Consider the following 20,212-nt stretch of genomic DNA (forward strand, 5'->3'; position numbering starts at 1 on the left):
GCATTATCTCTCGCTTGTGACAGACGCTTTTAATCGAAAAATCATGGGGTATAAACTCAGTCATGATATGAAAGCAGACAATGTCGTTAAAGCCTTAAAGAAAGCGGTTCAGTCTCGTAAAACGACAAAGCCACTAACGCATCATTCAGATAGAGGGTCGCAGTATTGTTCGGCTCTTTATCAAAAAGAATTACAACGTAATAAAATACGACCGTCGATGACAGATGGCTATGACTGCTACCAAAATGCGTTAGCAGAAAGGGTGAATGGCATATTGAAGCAAGAATTTTTGATTGGAAGATGCAGAACTTTTAAAGAGTTAGAAAGGCATATTAGTGAGTCTATTGATATTTATAATAGGTATCGACCTCACTTAAGTCTAAATATGAAAACACCAGAAGAAGTGCATGAAAAAGCCAGTATGGAATCCATACTGGCTTAACAAAAATCGTCAACGTATTTTAGGACGAGACATAAGGCTAGACTAATTGAGTTGAAAGGGTTCGGAGCCTTTTTAATAGATAATGCGTCATTAGAACGAGACTTGAATATTTTTGTCAGTTAACTGGCGCTTTTTTGTTATTGATGAAAAGCATTCCCAAACTACTATAGAGGGTAAGTGAAGAGTTCTATTGATAGGGAATATTAATATGTAATCAATCTAGTGAAAGTTAAGGTTGAATGCATGAAACAGAACTTAATAATAAATACGAGGGGCTTATGAAAATTTTAGTATCTGTAAAGCGAGTCATAGACTATAACGTCAAGGTTCGTGTCAAATCCGACCATACAGCGGTCGATCTTACCAACGTCAAAATGTCCATGAACCCTTTCTGTGAAATCGCCGTGGAAGAAGCTATTCGCTTAAAAGAGAAAGGTGTTGCTTCTGAAGTTGTGGTTGTTTCTGTTGGTTCAAAGTCTTGCCAAGAAACTTTGCGTACAGCAATGGCATTAGGTGCAGACCGCGCCATTCAAGTGGAAGCGGAAGATGGTTTAGATTCATTGTCCGTTGCCAAATTGATCGCAAAAGTTGCCCAAGAAGAAGCGGCAGATTTAGTGATTATGGGTAAACAAGCCATTGACTCAGATAATAACCAAACAGGCCAAATGGTCGCAGCGTTATTGGATTACCCCCAAGCGACTTTTGCGTCAGAGGTGGTTATTGAAAATGGCGAAGCACAAGTTACTCGTGAAATTGATGGCGGTTTGCAGACCTTGGCGATTACCCTGCCCGCGGTTGTTACTACGGACTTGCGTTTAAATGAGCCACGTTTTGCTTCTTTACCAAATATTATGAAAGCCAAGAAAAAACCATTGGATGTAAAAACACCTGCCGATCTAGGTGTAGAAGTTGGGTCTAATGTCAGCATCGTATCTGTTACTCCGCCGCCACAACGCGCTGGTGGTATTAAAGTGGGCTCGGTTGCTGAGTTAGTAGACAAACTTAAAAATGAAGCGAAGGTGGTGTCATGAGCGTTTTAATCATTGCAGAACACGACAATAAATCTCTTAAGCCTGCGACGCTAAATACAGTAACCGCAGCCACACAAATTGATGCCGAAGTTCATATGCTCGTTGTTGGCTTTGAATGCCAAACGGTTGTTGAACAAGCATCACAAGTCGCTGGGGTGACAAAAGTTTTAGTGGCAGATAATGCAGCCTATGAGCATCAGTTGGCTGAAAATGTTTCTAAATTAATTGTCGACGTTGCTGAGGGTTATGGACATATTTTAGCGCCTGCAACCACGACTGGGAAAAATACCTTGCCACGTGTAGCGGCACTTTTGAATGTTGCTCAGCTGTCTGATGTTATTAAAGTTGAGTCGGCCGACACATTTGTTCGTCCTATTTATGCTGGCAATGCTATTGCTACTGTTAAAACAACTGACGCAGTAAAAGTTCTTACAGTTCGAGCAACTGGCTTTGATGCCGCGGCTAGCTCCGGTGGCAGCGCAGAACGCCAAGTATTGTCTCAAGTAATCAATTCTGAGCGCAGTCGTTTTGTTAAAGAGCAACTTGCAGAGACTGATCGCCCAGAGTTGACTGCGGCCAATGTAATTATTTCGGGTGGTCGTGGTATGGGGAATGGTGATAACTTCAAATTACTTGAAGGTGTCGCGGATAAACTAGGCGCCGCTATTGGTGCTTCACGTGCCGCAGTGGATGCTGGTTTTGTGCCAAATGATTTGCAAGTTGGTCAAACCGGTAAAACTGTTGCGCCAGATCTTTACATTGCTGTGGGTATTTCTGGTGCTATTCAGCATTTAGCTGGGATGAAAGACTCTAAGGTTATTGTTGCAATTAACAAAGATGAAGATGCACCTATCTTCCAAGTAGCTGATTATGGATTGGTTGCTGACTTGTTTGATGCCGTACCTGAGCTAGAAAAAAGCTTGTAATTTTTTAATAGAAAGTCGCCTGTTTAAGCTTTTTGACAAAGCTTAAACAGCTTTTTAAATACCGGATAGTGGTGAAAGATTGTTTCACCACTATCAAAATAAAAATAACTGGAGACCAGCATGATTTTCGAAGGACAAGCAGTCAAGGTTGCAGTCGATGATGCCGGCGTAGCAACCGTTACTCTGGATTTGGTCGGTGAATCGGTCAATAAATTCAATAGTCTTACCTTGAATGAATTGGCCGAAGCCGTTACTGCGCTAAAACACATTGATGACTTACAAGGTGTTATTTTTGCCAGTGCAAAAGATGTTTTTGTCGTAGGTGCGGACATTACCGAATTTACCTCTTGGTTCAAGCTTGAGGACGATGATTTAGCCGATAAATTGCGTCACGCTCACAGCATTTTTAATGACATCTCTAACCTATGTTGCCCAACGGTAGCCGCTATTAATGGTATTGCTCTTGGTGGCGGCATGGAGTTGGCCTTGGCTTGTGATTATCGCGTGATGGCTGACACAGCGAAAATCGGTTTACCAGAAACTCAACTGGGTATTTACCCAGGTTGGGGTGGTACCGTTCGCTTACCTCGTTTAATCGGTGCCGATAACGCTTGTGAGTGGATTTGTGGTGGTGCTCAGAAACGCAGCGAAGATGCTTTTAAAGATGGTGCGGTTGATGCGGTTGTGCCTGCAGCGAAAGTCAATGAGTCAGCTCGTCATCTTATTCAGCAAGTGCTGGATGGAAAGTTGAACTACCACGCTCGTCGTGATGAATTACGCGCACCAATGGAATTTACTCCTATTGAAAAAATGATGGTTTTCGAATCGGTACGCGGTGTAGTTGGTGCGAAAGCGGGTAAACATTACCCTGCGCCAATGGCTGCGATTAAAACCATTGAAAAAGGCATCAGCCAAGATATGGAAAAAGCCCTTGATACCGAAATCAAAGGTTTTATTAAACTTGCTAAGGGCCCAGTAGCGAAATCTTTAGTGAACTTATTTTTAAGTGATCAACAGATTAAGAAAACGGCAGGCAGATACGCTAAAAATGCGACGCCAGTTAAGCAAGCTGCGGTATTGGGTGCAGGTATTATGGGTGGTGGTGTTGCCTATCAGTCTGCGTCAAAAGGCACACCAATTATCATGAAAGATATTCGTCCTGAAGCCCTAGAGTTAGGTTTGAGCGAAGCGAATAAGCTATTCAATGGTCAAGTAGAGCGCGGACGTTTAACAACCGAAAAAGCCTTTAAAGCAATGAATGCAATTATTCCTGCTTTGAGCTATGGCGAATTTGAACATGTTGATCTAGTAGTCGAAGCGGTTGTTGAAAACGTTAAAATCAAAAAATCTGTTTTGGCTGAAGTAGAAACTAAGATCTCAGACGACGCTATTTTGACGTCTAATACTTCAACTATTTCCATTACTGAATTGGCAAAAGATCTAAAACGCCCAGAAAATTTCTGTGGTATGCATTTCTTTAACCCTGTGCACCGTATGGCTTTGGTCGAAGTTATTCGCGGTGAAAAAACCAGCGATGCTGCAATTGCCAAAACGGTTGCTTATGCTCAAGCTATGGGTAAAACACCTGTTGTGGTAAATGACTGTCCAGGGTTCCTAGTTAACCGTGTGTTGTTCCCTTACTTTGCTGGTTTCTCCTTGATGATGCAGGAAGGCGCGGATTTCCAAGTGGTAGATAAAACCATGGAAAAATTCGGTTGGCCAATGGGGCCTGCTTATTTGCTTGACGTGGTTGGTATCGATACGGCTTATCATGCGGATCAAGTTATGGCAGAAGGCTTTCCAGATCGAATGAAGCATGAAGGCACAAACGCAGTAGATTGTTTGTTCGAGTTAGAGCGTTTTGGTCAGAAAAACGGTAAAGGTTTTTATACTTACGAACCAGATCGTAAAGGTAAACCGAAGAAAATCTTTAATGAAGAAATCGATGTTTTACTTTCTTCCATAGTTGTGTCGAAGTCTGAGTTGAGCGAAGACGACATAGTGGCACGGATGATGATTCCACTTTGTATTGAAACAGTACGTTGCCTTGAAGAAAATATCGTGGCATCGGCGGCAGAAGCTGACATGGGATTGATTTACGGTATTGGTTTCCCTCCATACCTTGGCGGTGCTTTGCACTACTTAGATCAAATGGGACTGCAGGCCTTTTGTGACCTTGCAGATAAATACAGCCACTTAGGTAAGTTGTACGAGCCAACCGCAAAAATGCGTGAAATGGCGAAGAATAACGACACTTATTACGGCGCATAATTTCCCATAGGCTAGAGGAGAATTTCCATGAAACTGAATCCAAATGATGTCGTCATTATCGACGCCGTTCGCTCACCAATGGGGAAAACGAAAAATGGCGTATTCCGTAATGTGCGAGCAGAAAACTTATCTGCAGCGCTAGTAAAAGAATTGTTCAAACGCAATCCAAATGTGGATCAAAAAGACGTTGAAGATTTAATCTGGGGTTGCGTTAACCAAACCTTAGAGCAAGGTTTTAACATGGCGCGTGCTGTGTCTTTATTAGCAGGTTTGCCTATTACATGTGCAGCACAAACCGTGAACCGCCTTTGTGGTTCATCTATGTCAGCCATTCATACAGCGGCTCAAGCTATTATGACAGGACAAGGTGATGTATTTGTTGTAGGCGGTGTCGAGCATATGGGGCATGTTGGCATGATGCATGGGGTAGATGTAAACCCAGCGCTGTCAAAACATATGGCGAAAGCTTCTATGATGATGGGGGTGACTGCCGAAATGTTGGGCAAAATGCACGGTGTGAGTCGTGAAGACCAAGATGCCTTTGCGGTACGTTCACATCGTCTTGCCCACGAAGCGACTTTGCAAGGGCGTTTCAATAACGAAATCGTATCTATTGAAGGTCATGATGCAGATGGTAATAAGATCCTCGTTGAAGTGGATGAAGTGATTCGTCCAGAAACCTCTATGGAATCTTTAGCGAAATTAGCACCGGTGTTTATGCCTAAAGTGGGTACTGTAACGGCGGGTACGTCTTCCGCTTTGTCTGATGGTGCGTCGGCTATGCTGATGATGTCTGCTAAGAAAGCCGAAGAGCTTGGCCTAACGCCAATTGCTAAAGTACGCAGCATGGCAGTAGCGGGTTGTGATCCAGCTATTATGGGTTATGGTCCAGTACCTGCAACGAAGAAAGCGCTAAAACGTGCTGGTTTGACGATTGCGGATATCGATATTGTTGAGCTAAACGAAGCCTTCGCTGCCCAGTCTATTCCAGTACTTAAAGATCTTGGCTTGCTGGATCTTGTCGATGATAAAGTGAACTTGAACGGTGGCGCGATTGCCCTTGGTCATCCGCTTGGTTGCTCTGGTACTCGCATTTCAACGACCTTGCTAAATGTGATGCGTGAAAAAGACGCGACCGTTGGCCTAGCAACCATGTGTATTGGTATGGGGCAGGGTATAGCGACGGTATTCGAGCGCATTTAAGTAATATTGAACTAAGTACATGAAGTTGTGTGCCTCCTTGCTCTAGAACAGCAAATTGTAATCTCTGTCTTTAGCCCCGCCATGTGCGGGGCTTTTTTTGCTCTGGTGTTTTGTACTATCTTGGTCGATGATAAGCACCATTAACCAAGCGATATCAGATGAGTAAACGAGGATTGTTGCGTGAAAGTAGCCGTATTAGATGATTACCAGAATTGTGTTAAAGATCTTGCTTGTTTCCAAGTATTACAAGGTCATGATGTACATGTATTTAATGAGACTTTTACTAATACAGAAGAGTTGGTCGCTAAGCTAAAGGATTTTGACGCTTTGGTTTTGATACGAGAGCGCACGGTGATCTCTGAAGAATTGCTTGCTAACTTACCTAATTTAAAACTGATTAGTCAAACAGGAAAAATCAGTAATCACATTGATGCCAAGCTCTGCCAAAAATACGGGGTTGCTGTGGCGGAAGGTGTTGGTTCTCCGGTTGCGCCATCTGAATTATGCTGGGGTCTTATTATGTCTGCGAGTCGACATATTCCTGAATACGTTGGGCAATTTTCACAAGGCTATTGGCAACAGTCTGGTTCTTTAGGGTTAGGTCGAGTATTGAATGGGTCAATGTTGGGGATTTGGGGCTACGGTAAAATAGGCCAACGTATTGCGCAGTATGCGAAAGCTTTCGGCATGAAGGTACTGGTTTGGGGAAGCGAAAGCTCAAGGTCATTAGCCCAAGAGCATGGCTTTTTAGCGGCTGTCTCCAAAGAAGATTTTTTTAAAACGGCAGATGTTATTACTTTGCATTTGCGACTTAATGACGCAACTAAAGCCATAGTGACGCAAGCGGATTTAGCCTTGATGAAATCGGACTCTTTGCTCGTAAATACCAGTAGAGCAGAGCTTATTGAAAGTGGTGCCTTGTATAGTGAGATGTCATTGAATCCAAGTAAACGTGCTGCCGTCGACGTGTTTGAGACAGAACCTGCGAATACTAATAATGAGCCTTTGTTATCACTCCCCAATGTACTATGTACGCCGCACATTGGTTATGTCGAAAAGAACAGTTATGAGCTTTACTTCAAAATTGCTTTTGAAAATGTTGTGGCTTTCGCCAACGGTAAAGCGGAAAACTTGGTTGTTAATCCATAAGATCGGACGCGAATTAACGTTGTTATTAGCTCCGTTAATTCGTGTTAACATTTATTGGCTAAAGCTTTTAATCAATCTGCGCAATGACTTCTCATTACGCCACTGGATATATTTTAAATTACATAGGATGTCGCGATGAAATTTTTTGTACCTAAGCTGTTTGTTGCAGTGTCAGCCTTAGTTTCTTCTAGTTTATTAGTTGCTGAAGAAACCACTGAGGCGCCTGTCTGTGAAATCAAAGATATAACGTCTTTTTCTTACATGGAAAACCTTCCGCCTAATAGCGACATAGATGTTGGGGCGATATATAAAGCCAAAACAGAAGAGCTTATTGCTTTTGGTAAAACGAATAATTTAGAAGACTTTCAAGTCATTAGCCAAGATGCATCTTTTAGCCCTAACTGCTGTGGCAATTATGGTTCACAAGTAAATATGAATTATACCGTGAGCTATAAGCCTAGCTATGATGCATTTAATGCTTTCCGTAAATTTGCGGGGATGGGAGCCGTATCAACGTATCGCGTTGGTATGGAAAACTGTCCTGTAGAGAATAATTAATTAACTGTCTTGCTCTTTAACTGCTAATGTTAAAGAGCAAGACGCTATTTATAGCTCACTTTATCTTTTACTAATTTCTACCTCTAGTAACACTAGATTTTAAAGTTTCCTACTTCGTTGTTAAGTGTTTTATACAATTCTGTGATTTGTGTGGACTGTTTGTTTATTAGGTTTGAAACATCTTTCACACCGTTGGTTTGCTCTTTTAGCAGCATAAGGCTCTGGTTTATACCGTCGGACAGCGCTGCTTGTTCGATTGTAGCTTGGGCTGTTTTTGAGGCCATTTGTTGTACTTTTTCAAAGGAATGATTTAGAGAGTCAAAAATGTTGATGACGTTGTCGAAGTTAGCTGCTGTGTTATCGGCGTTGCTCCGGCTGTTTTGAGTGGAAATAGAGGACTCTTTAACATTCTGTTTGAGTTGTTCAATAATGGTTTCTATTTCATCTGTACTGTTCTGTGTACGGGTTGCCAATGTTCGTACTTCATCTGCAACCACGGCAAAACCACGACCTTGTTCCCCAGCTCGAGCAGCCTCGATGGCTGCGTTTAAGGCCAATAGGTTGGTTTGTTCGGCAATGTTTCTAATCACTTCAAGTACGGAGGAAATATTTTCTGAGCTTTTTTCTAACTCTTCTGCTCGTTTCAATGATTCTTCGATATTACTGATTAGACTGGAAATGGCTTTGTGTGACGTATTTACTGCTTGAATACCTTGTTCGGTTAATTGGCTTGAAGTGGTTGCTTCAGCTTCGGTGTCTTTTGCAACTTCCGCCATCTGCTGGTTAGATACATTCATTTCTTGTCCAGCACTGATCATAGATGACGATGCATCCACTAGAGCATGAGTTATATTATTAGTGGTTTCGGAGGCATTCTTTAATTCTGTTGTCATGCTGCCAAGAGCCGATGATTGTTTATGTATATTGCTAATGATTGATCGTAGTTGTTCAACAAAACCGTCGAACTCTTTAGCAAGATCGCCAAGTTCGTCTTTAGCGCTTGAGTTAATTCGTTGGGTTAAATCACCATCACCTTCGGCGATCTCTCTAATCCGGCGTGCCATACTTTCCACATTACGAGTTATTTTGAGTGGAACGTAATAACCAAAAGCCATTGCAAAAATAAACGCGATTACCGTTAATGTCATAGCAAGTTTTTGGTTTTGTTCGACGTTTTCAGCTGTTTGTTGTTCCATGTCTCGAGCGTGTTTTCTTACTGTTTCACCTGCTTTGTCTAATAGCTCGCGAATTTCAGCGAAATTTTTGTCAGCTTCAACAATTTCTTGTGGTAGTTTTTTAACTAAATCTGATTCTGGAGAGCTAATTTGATCAAGACTGCCTTCGTACCATTCATTGAAGAGCCCGCTAAACTCGTCATAAGGTTTTGTAAGCTCGGGCTCGTTAACTAAATAACCTCGGTAAGCTCTAAACCTGTCTATGGCTTGTTTACCGTTTAATCTAAACTCTTCTTTATTGGCTTCTTTATCACCAATGCCATTGAGTATTCTTTGGTGGGCGAGGCGAGCTTGATAGAGGTCGCGGTCAGCGTTGAGGACTTCGGTAATGGCTTCTATAAAATGGTTTAATTCATTGGCTGAGTTGAATTCGTCTTTATGTTCGTTGGTATAATCATGTAGTTTCTCACCGGCTTTATCCAGCATGTCCCGAATGACTTGGAATTTCTGATCGAGCTCTATCATAGCGTTTGAAAACTGCATGCTGCCGTTTGATGATGTGATCAATCTTTCGCTTGAATTTACCCAAGAATTATAGAGTTCTTCAAAAGATTTAAAGGGGGTTAGTAGCTCTTGAGGTTCGTCTTGAAGATACTTTCTATAAAGTTGAAAACGATCAAAAACTTGCTGGGCGTTTTCTCGAAAGTCGACCTCATTTTCTTTATTAGGGGCTTTACCATTTAGCATTTTTTCTTGTGCTAAACGGGCTTGATAAATATCTCTATCTGCATTTAATACAACTGAGATTGCTTCGAAATAATGCTCTGCTTGTCGTTTCATATTATTTTTTTGAATACTGCTCATTAGCATCATAAAGATAAAAAGGCAGATCAAAATTGCTGAGAGAAAAATGATTGGAAGCATCATTTTGATTCGAATTGAATGGACGCGCATATATAATCCTTTATCATTTTTAAGTTATTTACAGTCTAGGAAAAGATGTTTGTAAGCGCAAAAAAATGATCAAATTTTGATCTGATCTTTTGTTTTATTGTTAGCTACTTATTTTGTTTTATTGTTAGCTACTTATTTTGTTTTAATGGGAATTAGACGTACAGAAAAGGTGAAAGTGCTATATCATTCACCTTTTCATTGAAGGAATATTCACTTGTAGATTATTTTGTCGCTTGTGTAATCCAAGGTGGAGTTATCACCTGAGATGGTTGGCGTTGCATAATAATTTCACCGCGACGAACAGACAGTAAAACCTCTCCTTGTTTACGCAGCACGCTGTAATCATCTTGCCCTTCCAATAAGATAAAGTTTGCTGCATTACCTTCTTGAATTCCGTAATTTTTTAAGCACATAGTGCGAGCGCTGTTGTCGGTAATCATATCTAGTGCACGAGCGTAGTCTTGATAGCCCATCATTTGGCAAATATGCATGGCATAATCTAATGTCCGTAGTAGTTTGCCATTGCCGAGTGAATACCATGGATCGAAGATAGAATCTTGACCCAAGCACACATTGATATTGGCTTCTCTTAGTTCTTTGACTCTGGTCACTCCACGACGTTTTGGATAAGTGTCAAAACGGCCTTGTAAGTGAATGCTTTCGGTGGGGCAAGAGATGAAGTTGATGCCAGAATTTTTCAGCAATCGGAATAGCTTTGAACAATAGGCGTTGTCATAAGAGTGCATCGCTGTCGTGTGGCTAGCGGTGACTTTTGAGCCCATGTCATGGAGTAAGGCTTCATGAGCGAGAAACTCTAAGAACCGAGAGTTCGGGTCGTCAATTTCGTCACAATGGACATCGACCAAGCGATCGTATTTTTGAGCCAACTCAATGATGAGTTTGACGGACTTTTCTCCTAACTCGCGCGTGTATTCAAAATGTGGAATGCCGCCAACCACATCAGCACCAATTTCCAAGGCTTCTTCCATTAATTTTAAGCCATTTGGGTAAGACAACATGCCATCTTGTGGGAAGGCCACCACTTGCAAGTCGATTTTGTCTTTTAGCTCATCCCGTAAAGCGCAAAGTGTTCGAACACCAATTAATGTTGGATCTGTAGTATCTGCATGGGTTCGAATGGCTTGAACACCGTTTTGCACCAAAAGCTCTATTGTTGATAGCACTCGTCGGCGGATATCTTCTTCATTCAGCATGGGTTTTCGTTGACGCCAGCGTTCAATGCCTTCAAACAAGGTACCACTTTGGTTCCATTCTGGTTCACCGGCTGTTAGAGCTGCATCAAGGTGGATATGAGGCTCAACAAAAGGGGCGCAAATTAAATTACCGCCAGCATCTATTGCATTGTCGGATGCTACTTGCGTGCTTTCTTGAACTTCAATTTTACTGAAACGGCCTTTGTCTATGTAGATGGAAAATAGCTCTGGACGTTGGCGTAAACGGGCGTTGATGATTTGCATAAAAATTCAATCCTTTTGGGTCAGGCGTGACGGCCTGATCATCAAAGTTGTGATGGTGAAATATGATTTGTTCAATGAGTAGAGCATTTTGTAAGTTGAGTCGCAAAAATGGGTCTTGTAAAGAATAGCCTAAGCGTTGTTCCGGTGACAAAAAACAGCTTACCACCACTGCCCCATGGTTGAATGGAGTCGTTCTCTGCAACATAAGGCCAGCAGACAATACGTTGACCTCCAGTTAAACCGGCTCGAAAGCTGATGCTTTCGAGCCGGGTAGACGAGGTATATCTGCGCAACAAATACTCATTAGTTTCCTAGTGCGGTGACCGTTTGTCTATGGGTTAGAAAAGATAATATGCCATAAGCCACAATGGCCACAAAGACCCCAACAATAGGTGGCATAACAGGAGATAGATAGGCCGCTGCAGACGCAATAGCATAAGCGCCAAGCCCAATCCAGTTAAAAGCGGGAAGGTTTACATCGGCTAGTAAAGGATACTGACCTTTATGGCGTAACCAAAAGTCCGCCATGATGACGCCACCAATAGGCGGGATAAATGTTCCCAGTAATACTAAAAATGGAATAAGGAAATTGTACATACCAAACACAGCCATGACTGTGCCAATGGCTGCCCCAGTGACGGTCACAATTCGACGTTTATCGGTGCGAAGAAGGTTACACCCAGCAACGGCAAAGTTATAAATGGTATTGTCTTGAGTGGTCCAGATATTAAGAAATAGCATAAGCACAGCCAGAATCATAAAGCCTTGAGCGAGCATAACATCGACAATATCCGCTTGTTGATAAATTAACGTACCAAGCGCTCCGGTTAATACCATCAAACCATTGCCGATAAAGAATGCGCCCATGGTTGCCCAAATAGCGACCTTGCCACTGTTCGCAAAACGACTCCAATTGGTTGCCTGAGTGGCGCCGCTGACAAACGTACCTATGACGATGGTGATGGCGGCGGTGAAGCTCAAACTTTGTGTTGGCTCAATACCAAATAAAGCTGAGAGTCCACCTACATCGACTAAGCCAGTATAAAGACTAATTAAAATAAACAAGAGCATGGCAGGAACGGCGATGCGGGACAAAATATCCATGCCTCGAAAGCCAATCATGGCGGTGATACAAAAAGCCATACCAAACAAAATCATTAATGGCGTTTGCCATACTTCTGGTATGCCCGTGATTTTAACCAACACAATAGCGAGCGTTGCCGTTCCCCATGCGTACCAACCTATTTGAGTAAAGCCCAAGATGAAGTCGGCTAGTTTGCTACCAATTTCACCAAAACAAAATCGACCCATTAAAACGCTGTTTAAACCACTCTTATAGGCAATGAATGCTAGACATGAAGCATAAAGACCAAGAAGCAAGTTGCCGACAAAAATGACCAAGAGTAATTCGGCAAAAGAAAAGGCTGTACCTAATGTACCTCCAGCCCACATGGTGGCAGTAAAAAAAGTGAAGCCAAGCAGAATCACTGCCATCGGTAGCAATCCTCGACGTTGGTTTTGAGGCACTTCAATTAATGGATAATCTGATTGAGTCATAGTCGTTTCCCATGATGGTTAAGTTAAAGTCGCTTTCATTTGTGGCCTTGCTTTACCTGACTAAGCAACTTGTGAACCAGTTTTGGCTAAACACGGTATAAGAAATGAGTTTATGGCGAGATGACCAAGAATAGTAATAATCATTAGTTAACTTATACATAGCTGGGTTTTAGTTAACCTTGAATACTTATGTTTTTGAATGCTGGATGCACCATTTGATAGCAATAAAACAGCTGGTGGCCAGTTTAGGCTATCGTAGTCTTAGTTTTTATTTATTAGTTACTTACTCTTTTTAAGTTTATAACTATAGTTAATTAAGCGTTATTGAAAAATAAATGTTCTAAGCAGCAAGCAGGAGAGACAGTCATGTCTAAAGAAAATATGTCAAACGAAGGTAAGTGTCCTTTTAATCACGGTGCCGCTGGTACAAATCAATCATCAGGTCGCGGTACATCTAACAAAGACTGGTGGCCCAACCAGTTAAACTTAAACATTCTGCATCAGCATTCGCCAAAGTCCAATCCGATGGGTGAAGACTTTGATTACGCTAAAGAATTTAATAGTTTAGATCTTGAAGCGATTCGCCAAGATTTGTTTGCCTTGATGACAGACTCACAAGATTGGTGGCCTGCCGACTATGGACACTATGGTCCATTCTTTATTCGTATGGCGTGGCACAGTGCTGGTACTTACCGTACAGCCGACGGCCGTGGCGGTGCCACTTCAGGTACCCAACGTTTTGCACCATTAAACAGCTGGCCAGATAACGTTAACCTAGACAAAGCACGTCGCTTGCTTTGGCCTATTAAGCAAAAATACGGTCGTAAGATCTCTTGGGCCGATTTAATGATATTGGCTGGTAACTGCGCACTAGAATCCATGGGATTCAAAACATTCGGCTTTGCTGGTGGTCGTGTTGACGTATGGCAACCAGAAGAAGACATTTATTGGGGAACAGAGAAAACTTGGTTAGATGACGAGCGTTATACCGGTGATCGTGAATTAGAAAATCCATTAGCTGCGGTACAAATGGGTTTAATTTATGTCAATCCAGAGGGTCCAGAAGGCAAGCCAGATACGTTAGCCTCTGCTCGTGATATTCGCGATACCTTTGGTCGAATGGCGATGAATGACGAAGAAACCGTTGCCCTTATTGCTGGTGGTCATACCTTTGGTAAAGCCCATGGTGCGGGCGATGCAGCTCAAGTTGGCGCTGACCCTGAAGCAGCAGGCATAGCCGAGCAAGGTTTTGGTTGGAGCAATAGCATGGGCACGGGTAAAGGTGTCGATACTATTTCTAGCGGACTAGAAGGCGCTTGGACGAAAAGCCCAATTGCTTGGGATAATGGTTACTTCGAAAACTTATTTGAATACGATTGGGAATTGACTAAAAGCCCAGCTGGTGCTTGGCAGTGGACGCCAAAAGATGGCGCGGCAGCTAATTCTGTTCCAGATGCTCACGATTCATCTAAACGCCATGCACCAATTATGTTTACATCGGATTTGGCGTTACGTGATGATCCAATTTACGCACCAATTTCTAAACGTTTTTACGAAAATCCAGATCAACTTGCCGATGCGTTTGCTCGTGCTTGGTTTAAATTGACTCACCGTGACATGGGGCCAGTAGCTCGTTACCTTGGGCCTTTGGTGCCACAAGAAGAGTTAGTATGGCAAGACCCGATTCCAGCCGTGACTTACGTCACCATTAATGATCAAGATATTTTGGATCTTAAAGCAAAAATTCAGGCTTCGGGTTTGACAGTTGCGCAATTGGTATCGACAGCTTGGGCATCTGCATCGACTTACCGCGGTTCAGATATGCGTGGTGGAGCAAATGGTGCTCGAATCCGTTTGGCGCCACAAAAAGACTGGGCCGTAAATCAGCCAGAACAGCTTGCCAAGGTGTTGTCTGTTTTAGAAGGTATTCAAGCAGAGTTTAATCGCCAAGATTCCACTAAGCAGGTTTCCCTTGCTGACTTGATCGTTTTAGGTGGCTCTGTTGGCGTTGAGCAAGCTGCAAAAGCAGCGGGACACAGCGTTACAGTCCCATTTACAGCAGGCCGTGCTGATGCTTCTCAAGAGCAAACGGATGTGGAATCTTTTGCTTTCTTAGAGCCTGCTGCAGATGGTTTCCGTAACTATTTGAAAGGTAAGTACACTGTATCGGCGGAAGAAATGCTGGTGGATAGAGCGCAGTTGTTAACGCTTTCTGCGCCAGAAATGACCGTGTTGTTAGGTGGTTTACGCGTTTTGAATGCTAATGTTGGTCAATCCCAGCATGGTGTGTTCACTGACAAGCCAGAAACCTTAAGCAATGATTTCTTTGTCAACTTATTGGATATGGGAACTAAGTGGTTTGCGACTTCGGAAGAAGAAGAGGAGTTCCAAGGGCGTGACCGTACAACAGGTAAGATCAAGTGGACAGCGACTCGTGCGGATTTGGTCTTCGGTTCAAATTCTCAACTACGCGCAATTGCTGAAGTGTATGCTTGCTCTGATTCACAAGAGCGCTTTGTGAAAGACTTTATTGCAGCCTGGACGAAAGTAATGGAATTGGATCGTTTTGATCTAGCTTAATCTCTTATCTTTATTTATTAGCGTTACCAACACCAAACCCCGTTTCCGAAAGGAATTCGGGGTTTTTTTTATACAGTCTTCGTTAAAAAGCCAACTTCTTACACTAAAAAGCTAGTAAAGGTAGAGATTTATAAATAGCTGTTATAACTTCAGCGTAACTTGTTAAATTGAAATAATTTGGTGTTATCAAGTTTAATATTGAATTTGCATGGAAGCGGTGACGCTGTTTTAAGTTTATTAAATAGGTGGTGAAAAATGAAGGTCTCTCATAAGGTTGTCTTGTGCGCATCAATTATTGTTGTTTTAGCATTATCCATATATTCATGGTTGCAATACAGCAGTCTTAGAAGTGCATTGTTTGAGAAAACCACAACGAGTACTCAGGAAAGTAGTAAGGCACTGGCTTTACAAGTTGAAAACTGGTTGAAGAATAAAATGGATTTGATTGATGTTATTTCGCAGAAAGTCGATGCTAGTTTTAGTAAAAAAACAATCCAAGAGGCGTTTGATCTTCCAATTTATCAAAAAGAATTTATTCAGCTATTCGGCGGTTTAGATGTCGATGGCAAACCGATAACTAATGACCCAAATTGGAATCCCGTTGATTGGGACGCTCGCAAACGTCCTTGGTATAATTTTGGTAAGGATTATAAACAAGCAATTTTGACAGAGCCATATATGTCTGTTGAAGGGGAGTTGCTAATTTCGGTGATTTCAGGTTTTCGGGATCGCGGTGAGTTTAAGGGAACTTTTGGTGGTGATATCAGCCTTAAAACAGTCTCTGAGTCAGTAAATGCACTTAACTTTAATAATACTGGTTATGCTTTTTTATTGAGTAAAGATGGAAAAATCATTAGTCATCCTAATGCGGATTTAAACGGCAAGTCGGTTTCTAGTTTACTGCAAGGTGGTGTGCCAACATTAAGTACAGACTTGGTAGAAAAACAGCTGACTGACGATACTCCTGTGTATGTTTCTTTTAGTCCATTACCTAATTTGTATGGCTCAGATTGGTATGTCGGTGTGGTGTTGGATAAAGATAAATTGTTCGCCAGTGTCAGAGAATTTGGCTGGGTGGCTTTTTGGGGAACCTTAATTGCTGCTTTGCTTGTTTCTATCGTGCTGTATTTTGTCGTGACAGGTTTGCTACAACCACTTCGTGCTTTGCATGAATCGCTAAAAGATATCAATGGCGGAGAAGGTGATTTAACCAAACGTCTTGCGATTACCAGTGACGATGAATTTGGTCATGTATCGGGTGAATTTAATAAGTTTATTGATTATTTACAGCGATTGATTGGCGAAGTGAAAAGTCAATCTCGTCATATTCGTGAAAATACGGACAAGACAGCCGCGTCTTCTGTAGAGTCCTCAAAGCAGTTGTATACTCAGCTTAATGAACTGGACCAACTTGCGACAGCGATGCATGAAATGTCAGCCACAGCCCATGATGTGGCTGACAATGCTCAAACGGCGGCAAGCCGAGCGAATCAAGCGGATGTTGCTGCGAAAGAAGGTGAGGTTATTGTTGATCGCACGACCACTTCGATTGCTGAATTGACTCATAAAATGGGCGATGTAGTTACTACCATTAATGATTTGGTGAAATACAGCGATAATATAGAATCGATTCTTACCGTTATTACTGACATTGCTGATCAGACTAACTTGTTAGCCTTAAATGCGGCGATTGAAGCGGCGCGAGCTGGAGAGCAGGGCCGAGGCTTTGCTGTCGTTGCTGATGAAGTTCGAAACTTGGCTTCGAAAACTCAGGAATCGACGGAACAAATTCAGAAAATGATTCAGCAGTTGCAAACCGGTGTAAGAGGAGCGGAAAAAGCCATTCTTGAAAGTCGAGAGGGCGCCAATACAACGCAGCAGATTGCCGATAAAGCCAAGCAATCTTTGCAAGCTATTCGTTTAAGTATTAATGAAATTAATGATATGACAGTGCAAATTGCTGCCGCAGCAGAAGAGCAAAGTGCAACATCCAATGAAATTAACCGCAATACTACGAATATTCGTGATATTAGTCAGTCCGTTTCGGATGCGGCACAAGGTCAATCTGTGCTTTGTGAAACTATGGTTGAGATTACCGTTGAACAAGCGAGATCATTAGATAAATTTAAAGTGTAGATTTTTCTAAGTTTTATAAAAGCGAGCTAGGCCTTTGAGTCTGGTTCGCTTTTTTTAATGACTCATTAGTCAGCTTCTATAACCATTGGTAACAAAGGAGGAAAAATATAGTAATCACTTTTTTGTCATCCCATTCAGGTATGCTGACTTTTTTAAAAAGAAGTAGCGTCTATGAAGTTTGAAGGCTTAAAAGCAATTGCGGTCGTTGATGGGGTAAAAGGTCTGCTGGCTTTATGCTTGGCTCTGAGTGTCAATGTGATTGCTGAGCAAGATCTTCATCAACTTGCCGCTAAGGCGATGCAAAATTGGCCAATTTCGCCAAACAATTATTATGTTAATTTGCTGTTAACCTTTGTCGAGAAAGTGACTCAGCAAAATCATCTTTTAGTTATTACCCTTTGTTTAATGTATTCGTGTTTTCGTTTTGTTATCGCCTATGGTTTATGGCATAAACTACGCTGGACGGAATGGTTCGCTTTCATCAGTGGTTCACTTTATATTCCCTTTGAACTCTACGCCATTTACCAAAATCCCAACCTAGTTAACTTTTCAGTGCTCTTGTTTAACTTTGTGGTTGTTGCATACTTGTATTGGATACTTAAACGGGGCAAAAGGGCCTTAGCAAAGACTGTTAAATAGAAGGGTCATGTTGTATGAAAATTCGTCCATTTGAAGAAAAAGATAGGGCCGCTACCATTACCTTGTGGCAACAGTGTGGCTTGGTTGTTCCGCATAATGATCCCAATAAAGACATCGACCGCAAATTAAAAGTAGACGCCGATTTGTTTCTGGTTGGTGTCGATAATAATAAAATAGTGGCTTCTGTTATGGGAGGCTACGAAGGTCACCGTGGTTGGATTAACTATCTTGCTGTAAGTCCAGATCACCAAAGAAAAGGCTACGGACAAGCCATGATGCAAGCGGTTGAAGAATTAATTTTGGCTAAAGGTTGTCCGAAAATTAACCTGCAAGTCCGTAATTCCAACCAAGCCGTCATCGCATTTTACAATGCGATTGGCTATGGTCAGGATCAGGTTATTAGTTTAGGCAAGCGCTTAGAACACGATAATTAATTCTTACTCTTTAAGCCCTTCAAATTTGTTATCGAATGCTTCTATAAAGGCGTTTTTCAATGCTTCTAAAACAGCGTCAAACGCACTAATTTCTGGGTCGTTTAGTGAACCGGTAATTTCGATGATGGTAGCGGCTTTGTCCGTATCGCTGTTGGTAAATAAGCTTGTTAATCCACCACTTAGCCCTTCCCAAGACAATTGAAAGAGTCCGTCGCCATCTTCTACCGCGTCTTGTTGCCAATCAAGAATATCGACTTTTTTGAATAAGGGTTTTACGTAACCGTTTAATTCTCCATCCGCGGCTTTTAGTTCACTGACCACTTCGCCTGTACCTGCTCGAAAATCAAATCCGGCATAGGCTTGGGCAAAATCATTGAGTAAAGGCAGTGAAACGGACTCTGTTTTTAAGGCGATACTAAAATCGTTTGAGACAAAAGGGTCGAACTCAGCATTCATTTCCAAAGAGGCTGAATTCAGAAGTTTTGCGTCTAGATTTAAGCTCGCCACACGTTTACCGTCTTGTCCGGCAATATTGGTCAGGTTAGACACTTCAGCATTGAGTTCGGTAAGCTGTACATTAACAGGCGGCTCGGATTCAAAATTACGAAAGGCAATGCTGCCATTGTTTAAACTGATTTTACTAATGGTAATAGGAATAAGTCCTTCGACGACACCTTGCCAGTCTCCACCTTTGCCTGATTGCGCATTATCCGCTTTATCACTATCGACAAAGTTTACCTGTGGTGAGTTCAGAGCGATATCAGCAAGAATTTCGCCTTTAAATAATGCGCGCCAGCTTAAGGCAATATCTATGTTATCGGCGCGAATGAATGGCACTTTGTGCGTACCTTTTATCTTTGAAACAGATAATTCCTGTAGCTGATAAGCACCTCGATAAAGATCTATGTCGACGTTTTCTATGTGTCCCGAATAATCTCCCATATCAGATAATTTTTGATTCACTGTATAAAGTGCCCAATAGGGTAAATACAGTCTTAATATGATGAGAATACTTAAGATCATCATAAGAAAAGTGATGGTGTTTTTCAGTCGTTCTGCTTTCATGCTAATTTCTCCTTGTTAGCATTTAGATTAAGGTGCAGCGCGATTTTTCTCAATGAGAATCAATGCTTTTCATAATCTATACGAGACCTTTGCATTATGTTAAGTCCAGTTAACATTGAAAAACAAAACAGCTTAAGGCTTATTCAAATGCAGCAATAGACAACTCAACTCTTTGTCGGAAGTCATCAGGAAAGGGAATGGCAGCTTTGGCGGCTTTGGAGAAGCACACATAAGTCACATCGGCTTCAGCTACGGTCTCATTGGTTGGAACCTTGATGATGGTTTGTTTCATGGTGATGCTGCGATTACCGATTTTAGTGTAGCGGGTTTGTACTTCGAGAAGATCCCCGAAGTTCGCTTCGGATTTAAAATTAATGTTTATATTAACCACTGGCCAGACGAGATCTTGCTGCATCCAATCGTTGTCATCGAAAAACTCATCAAAAAAAGCCCAACGACCTTCTTCAATGAACTCTAGATAGCGAGCATTGTTGACGTGTTGAAAAAGATCAAGATGATAACCGCGTACTTTTATTTGCGTTTTGTTGAGCATGTTATTGTTCTCCATAAAAAACTAACGGAAAAGGTTACGATGCTTTAAAAACGAAACAAAT

Annotated in this window: 16 protein-coding genes; 11 read left to right on the forward strand and 5 right to left on the reverse strand. The window is 41.9% G+C overall.

Annotation, left to right across the window (positions count from 1 at the left end; genetic code table 11):
* From B6N13_RS21495 to B6N13_RS21525, 7 genes are all read left to right on the forward strand, one after another.
* A partial coding sequence (locus B6N13_RS21495) for an IS3 family transposase (RefSeq protein ID WP_169460560.1) occupies positions 1-442 on the forward strand: 442 nt, incomplete at its 5' end.
* A 278-nt stretch (positions 443-720) separates the two neighbouring features.
* Entirely contained in the window at positions 721-1,473 is a 753-nt protein-coding gene (locus B6N13_RS21500) for an electron transfer flavoprotein subunit beta/FixA family protein (protein WP_012069287.1), read from the forward strand.
* On the forward strand, positions 1,470-2,399 hold the full coding sequence (locus B6N13_RS21505) for an FAD-binding protein (RefSeq protein WP_169460561.1): 930 nt from the start codon (positions 1,470-1,472) through the stop codon (positions 2,397-2,399). Before B6N13_RS21500 ends, B6N13_RS21505 begins: the two co-directional genes overlap by 4 nt.
* A gap of 120 nt (positions 2,400-2,519) precedes the next feature.
* A complete protein-coding gene (fadB, locus tag B6N13_RS21510) occupies positions 2,520-4,670 on the forward strand; it encodes a fatty acid oxidation complex subunit alpha FadB (RefSeq protein ID WP_169460562.1) in 2,151 nt (716 codons plus the stop codon).
* A gap of 27 nt (positions 4,671-4,697) precedes the next feature.
* Positions 4,698-5,873 (forward strand): acetyl-CoA C-acyltransferase FadA, encoded by a 1,176-nt coding sequence (fadA, locus tag B6N13_RS21515; protein ID WP_169460563.1) that lies wholly within the window; start codon positions 4,698-4,700, stop codon positions 5,871-5,873.
* 180 nt (positions 5,874-6,053) lie between these two features.
* Complete coding sequence (locus B6N13_RS21520) at positions 6,054-7,022, forward strand: D-2-hydroxyacid dehydrogenase family protein (protein WP_169460564.1); 969 nt, start codon at positions 6,054-6,056, stop codon at positions 7,020-7,022.
* Positions 7,023-7,157: 135 nt separating this feature from the next.
* Entirely contained in the window at positions 7,158-7,580 is a 423-nt protein-coding gene (locus B6N13_RS21525) for a hypothetical protein (protein WP_012069292.1), read from the forward strand.
* Between the two features lie 92 nt (positions 7,581-7,672).
* Here B6N13_RS21525 and B6N13_RS21530 read toward each other — a convergent pair whose 3' ends face one another.
* The 3 genes from B6N13_RS21530 to codB form a co-directional block, all read right to left on the reverse strand.
* Positions 7,673-9,619: a methyl-accepting chemotaxis protein gene (locus B6N13_RS21530; RefSeq protein WP_248280411.1), complete on the reverse strand. Its 1,947-nt coding sequence runs from the start codon at positions 9,617-9,619 to the stop codon at positions 7,673-7,675.
* 311 nt (positions 9,620-9,930) lie between these two features.
* Positions 9,931-11,187 (reverse strand): cytosine deaminase, encoded by a 1,257-nt coding sequence (codA, locus tag B6N13_RS21535; protein ID WP_169460566.1) that lies wholly within the window; start codon positions 11,185-11,187, stop codon positions 9,931-9,933.
* A 303-nt stretch (positions 11,188-11,490) separates the two neighbouring features.
* Complete coding sequence (gene codB / locus B6N13_RS21540; protein WP_169460567.1) at positions 11,491-12,744, reverse strand: cytosine permease; 1,254 nt, start codon at positions 12,742-12,744, stop codon at positions 11,491-11,493.
* A 366-nt stretch (positions 12,745-13,110) separates the two neighbouring features.
* Here codB and katG point away from each other — a divergent pair, with 366 nt between their 5' ends.
* From katG to B6N13_RS21560, 4 genes are all read left to right on the forward strand, one after another.
* A complete protein-coding gene (katG, locus tag B6N13_RS21545) occupies positions 13,111-15,324 on the forward strand; it encodes a catalase/peroxidase HPI (protein WP_211172973.1) in 2,214 nt (737 codons plus the stop codon).
* Between the two features lie 255 nt (positions 15,325-15,579).
* Positions 15,580-17,460, forward strand: coding sequence for a methyl-accepting chemotaxis protein (locus B6N13_RS21550; RefSeq protein WP_169460568.1), 1,881 nt, complete (start codon positions 15,580-15,582; stop codon positions 17,458-17,460).
* 171 nt (positions 17,461-17,631) lie between these two features.
* The gene (locus B6N13_RS21555; protein WP_012069298.1) at positions 17,632-18,099 is read left to right on the forward strand and encodes a DUF2127 domain-containing protein; all 468 of its coding nucleotides are present in this window, start codon (positions 17,632-17,634) and stop codon (positions 18,097-18,099) included.
* A 14-nt stretch (positions 18,100-18,113) separates the two neighbouring features.
* Positions 18,114-18,533 (forward strand): GNAT family acetyltransferase, encoded by a 420-nt coding sequence (locus B6N13_RS21560; RefSeq protein WP_169460569.1) that lies wholly within the window; start codon positions 18,114-18,116, stop codon positions 18,531-18,533.
* Positions 18,534-18,536: 3 nt separating this feature from the next.
* On the opposite strand, the gene B6N13_RS21565 is transcribed toward B6N13_RS21560, so the two are convergent.
* Complete coding sequence (locus B6N13_RS21565; RefSeq protein ID WP_169460570.1) at positions 18,537-19,598, reverse strand: DUF748 domain-containing protein; 1,062 nt, start codon at positions 19,596-19,598, stop codon at positions 18,537-18,539.
* Between the two features lie 139 nt (positions 19,599-19,737).
* On the reverse strand, positions 19,738-20,151 hold the full coding sequence (locus tag B6N13_RS21570) for a thioesterase family protein (protein ID WP_012069312.1): 414 nt from the start codon (positions 20,149-20,151) through the stop codon (positions 19,738-19,740).
* Positions 20,152-20,212: the final 61 nt, after the last annotated feature.

This window comes from Marinomonas sp. UCMA 3892 (genome assembly GCF_012726345.1).
Lineage (GTDB): Bacteria > Pseudomonadota > Gammaproteobacteria > Pseudomonadales > Marinomonadaceae > Marinomonas.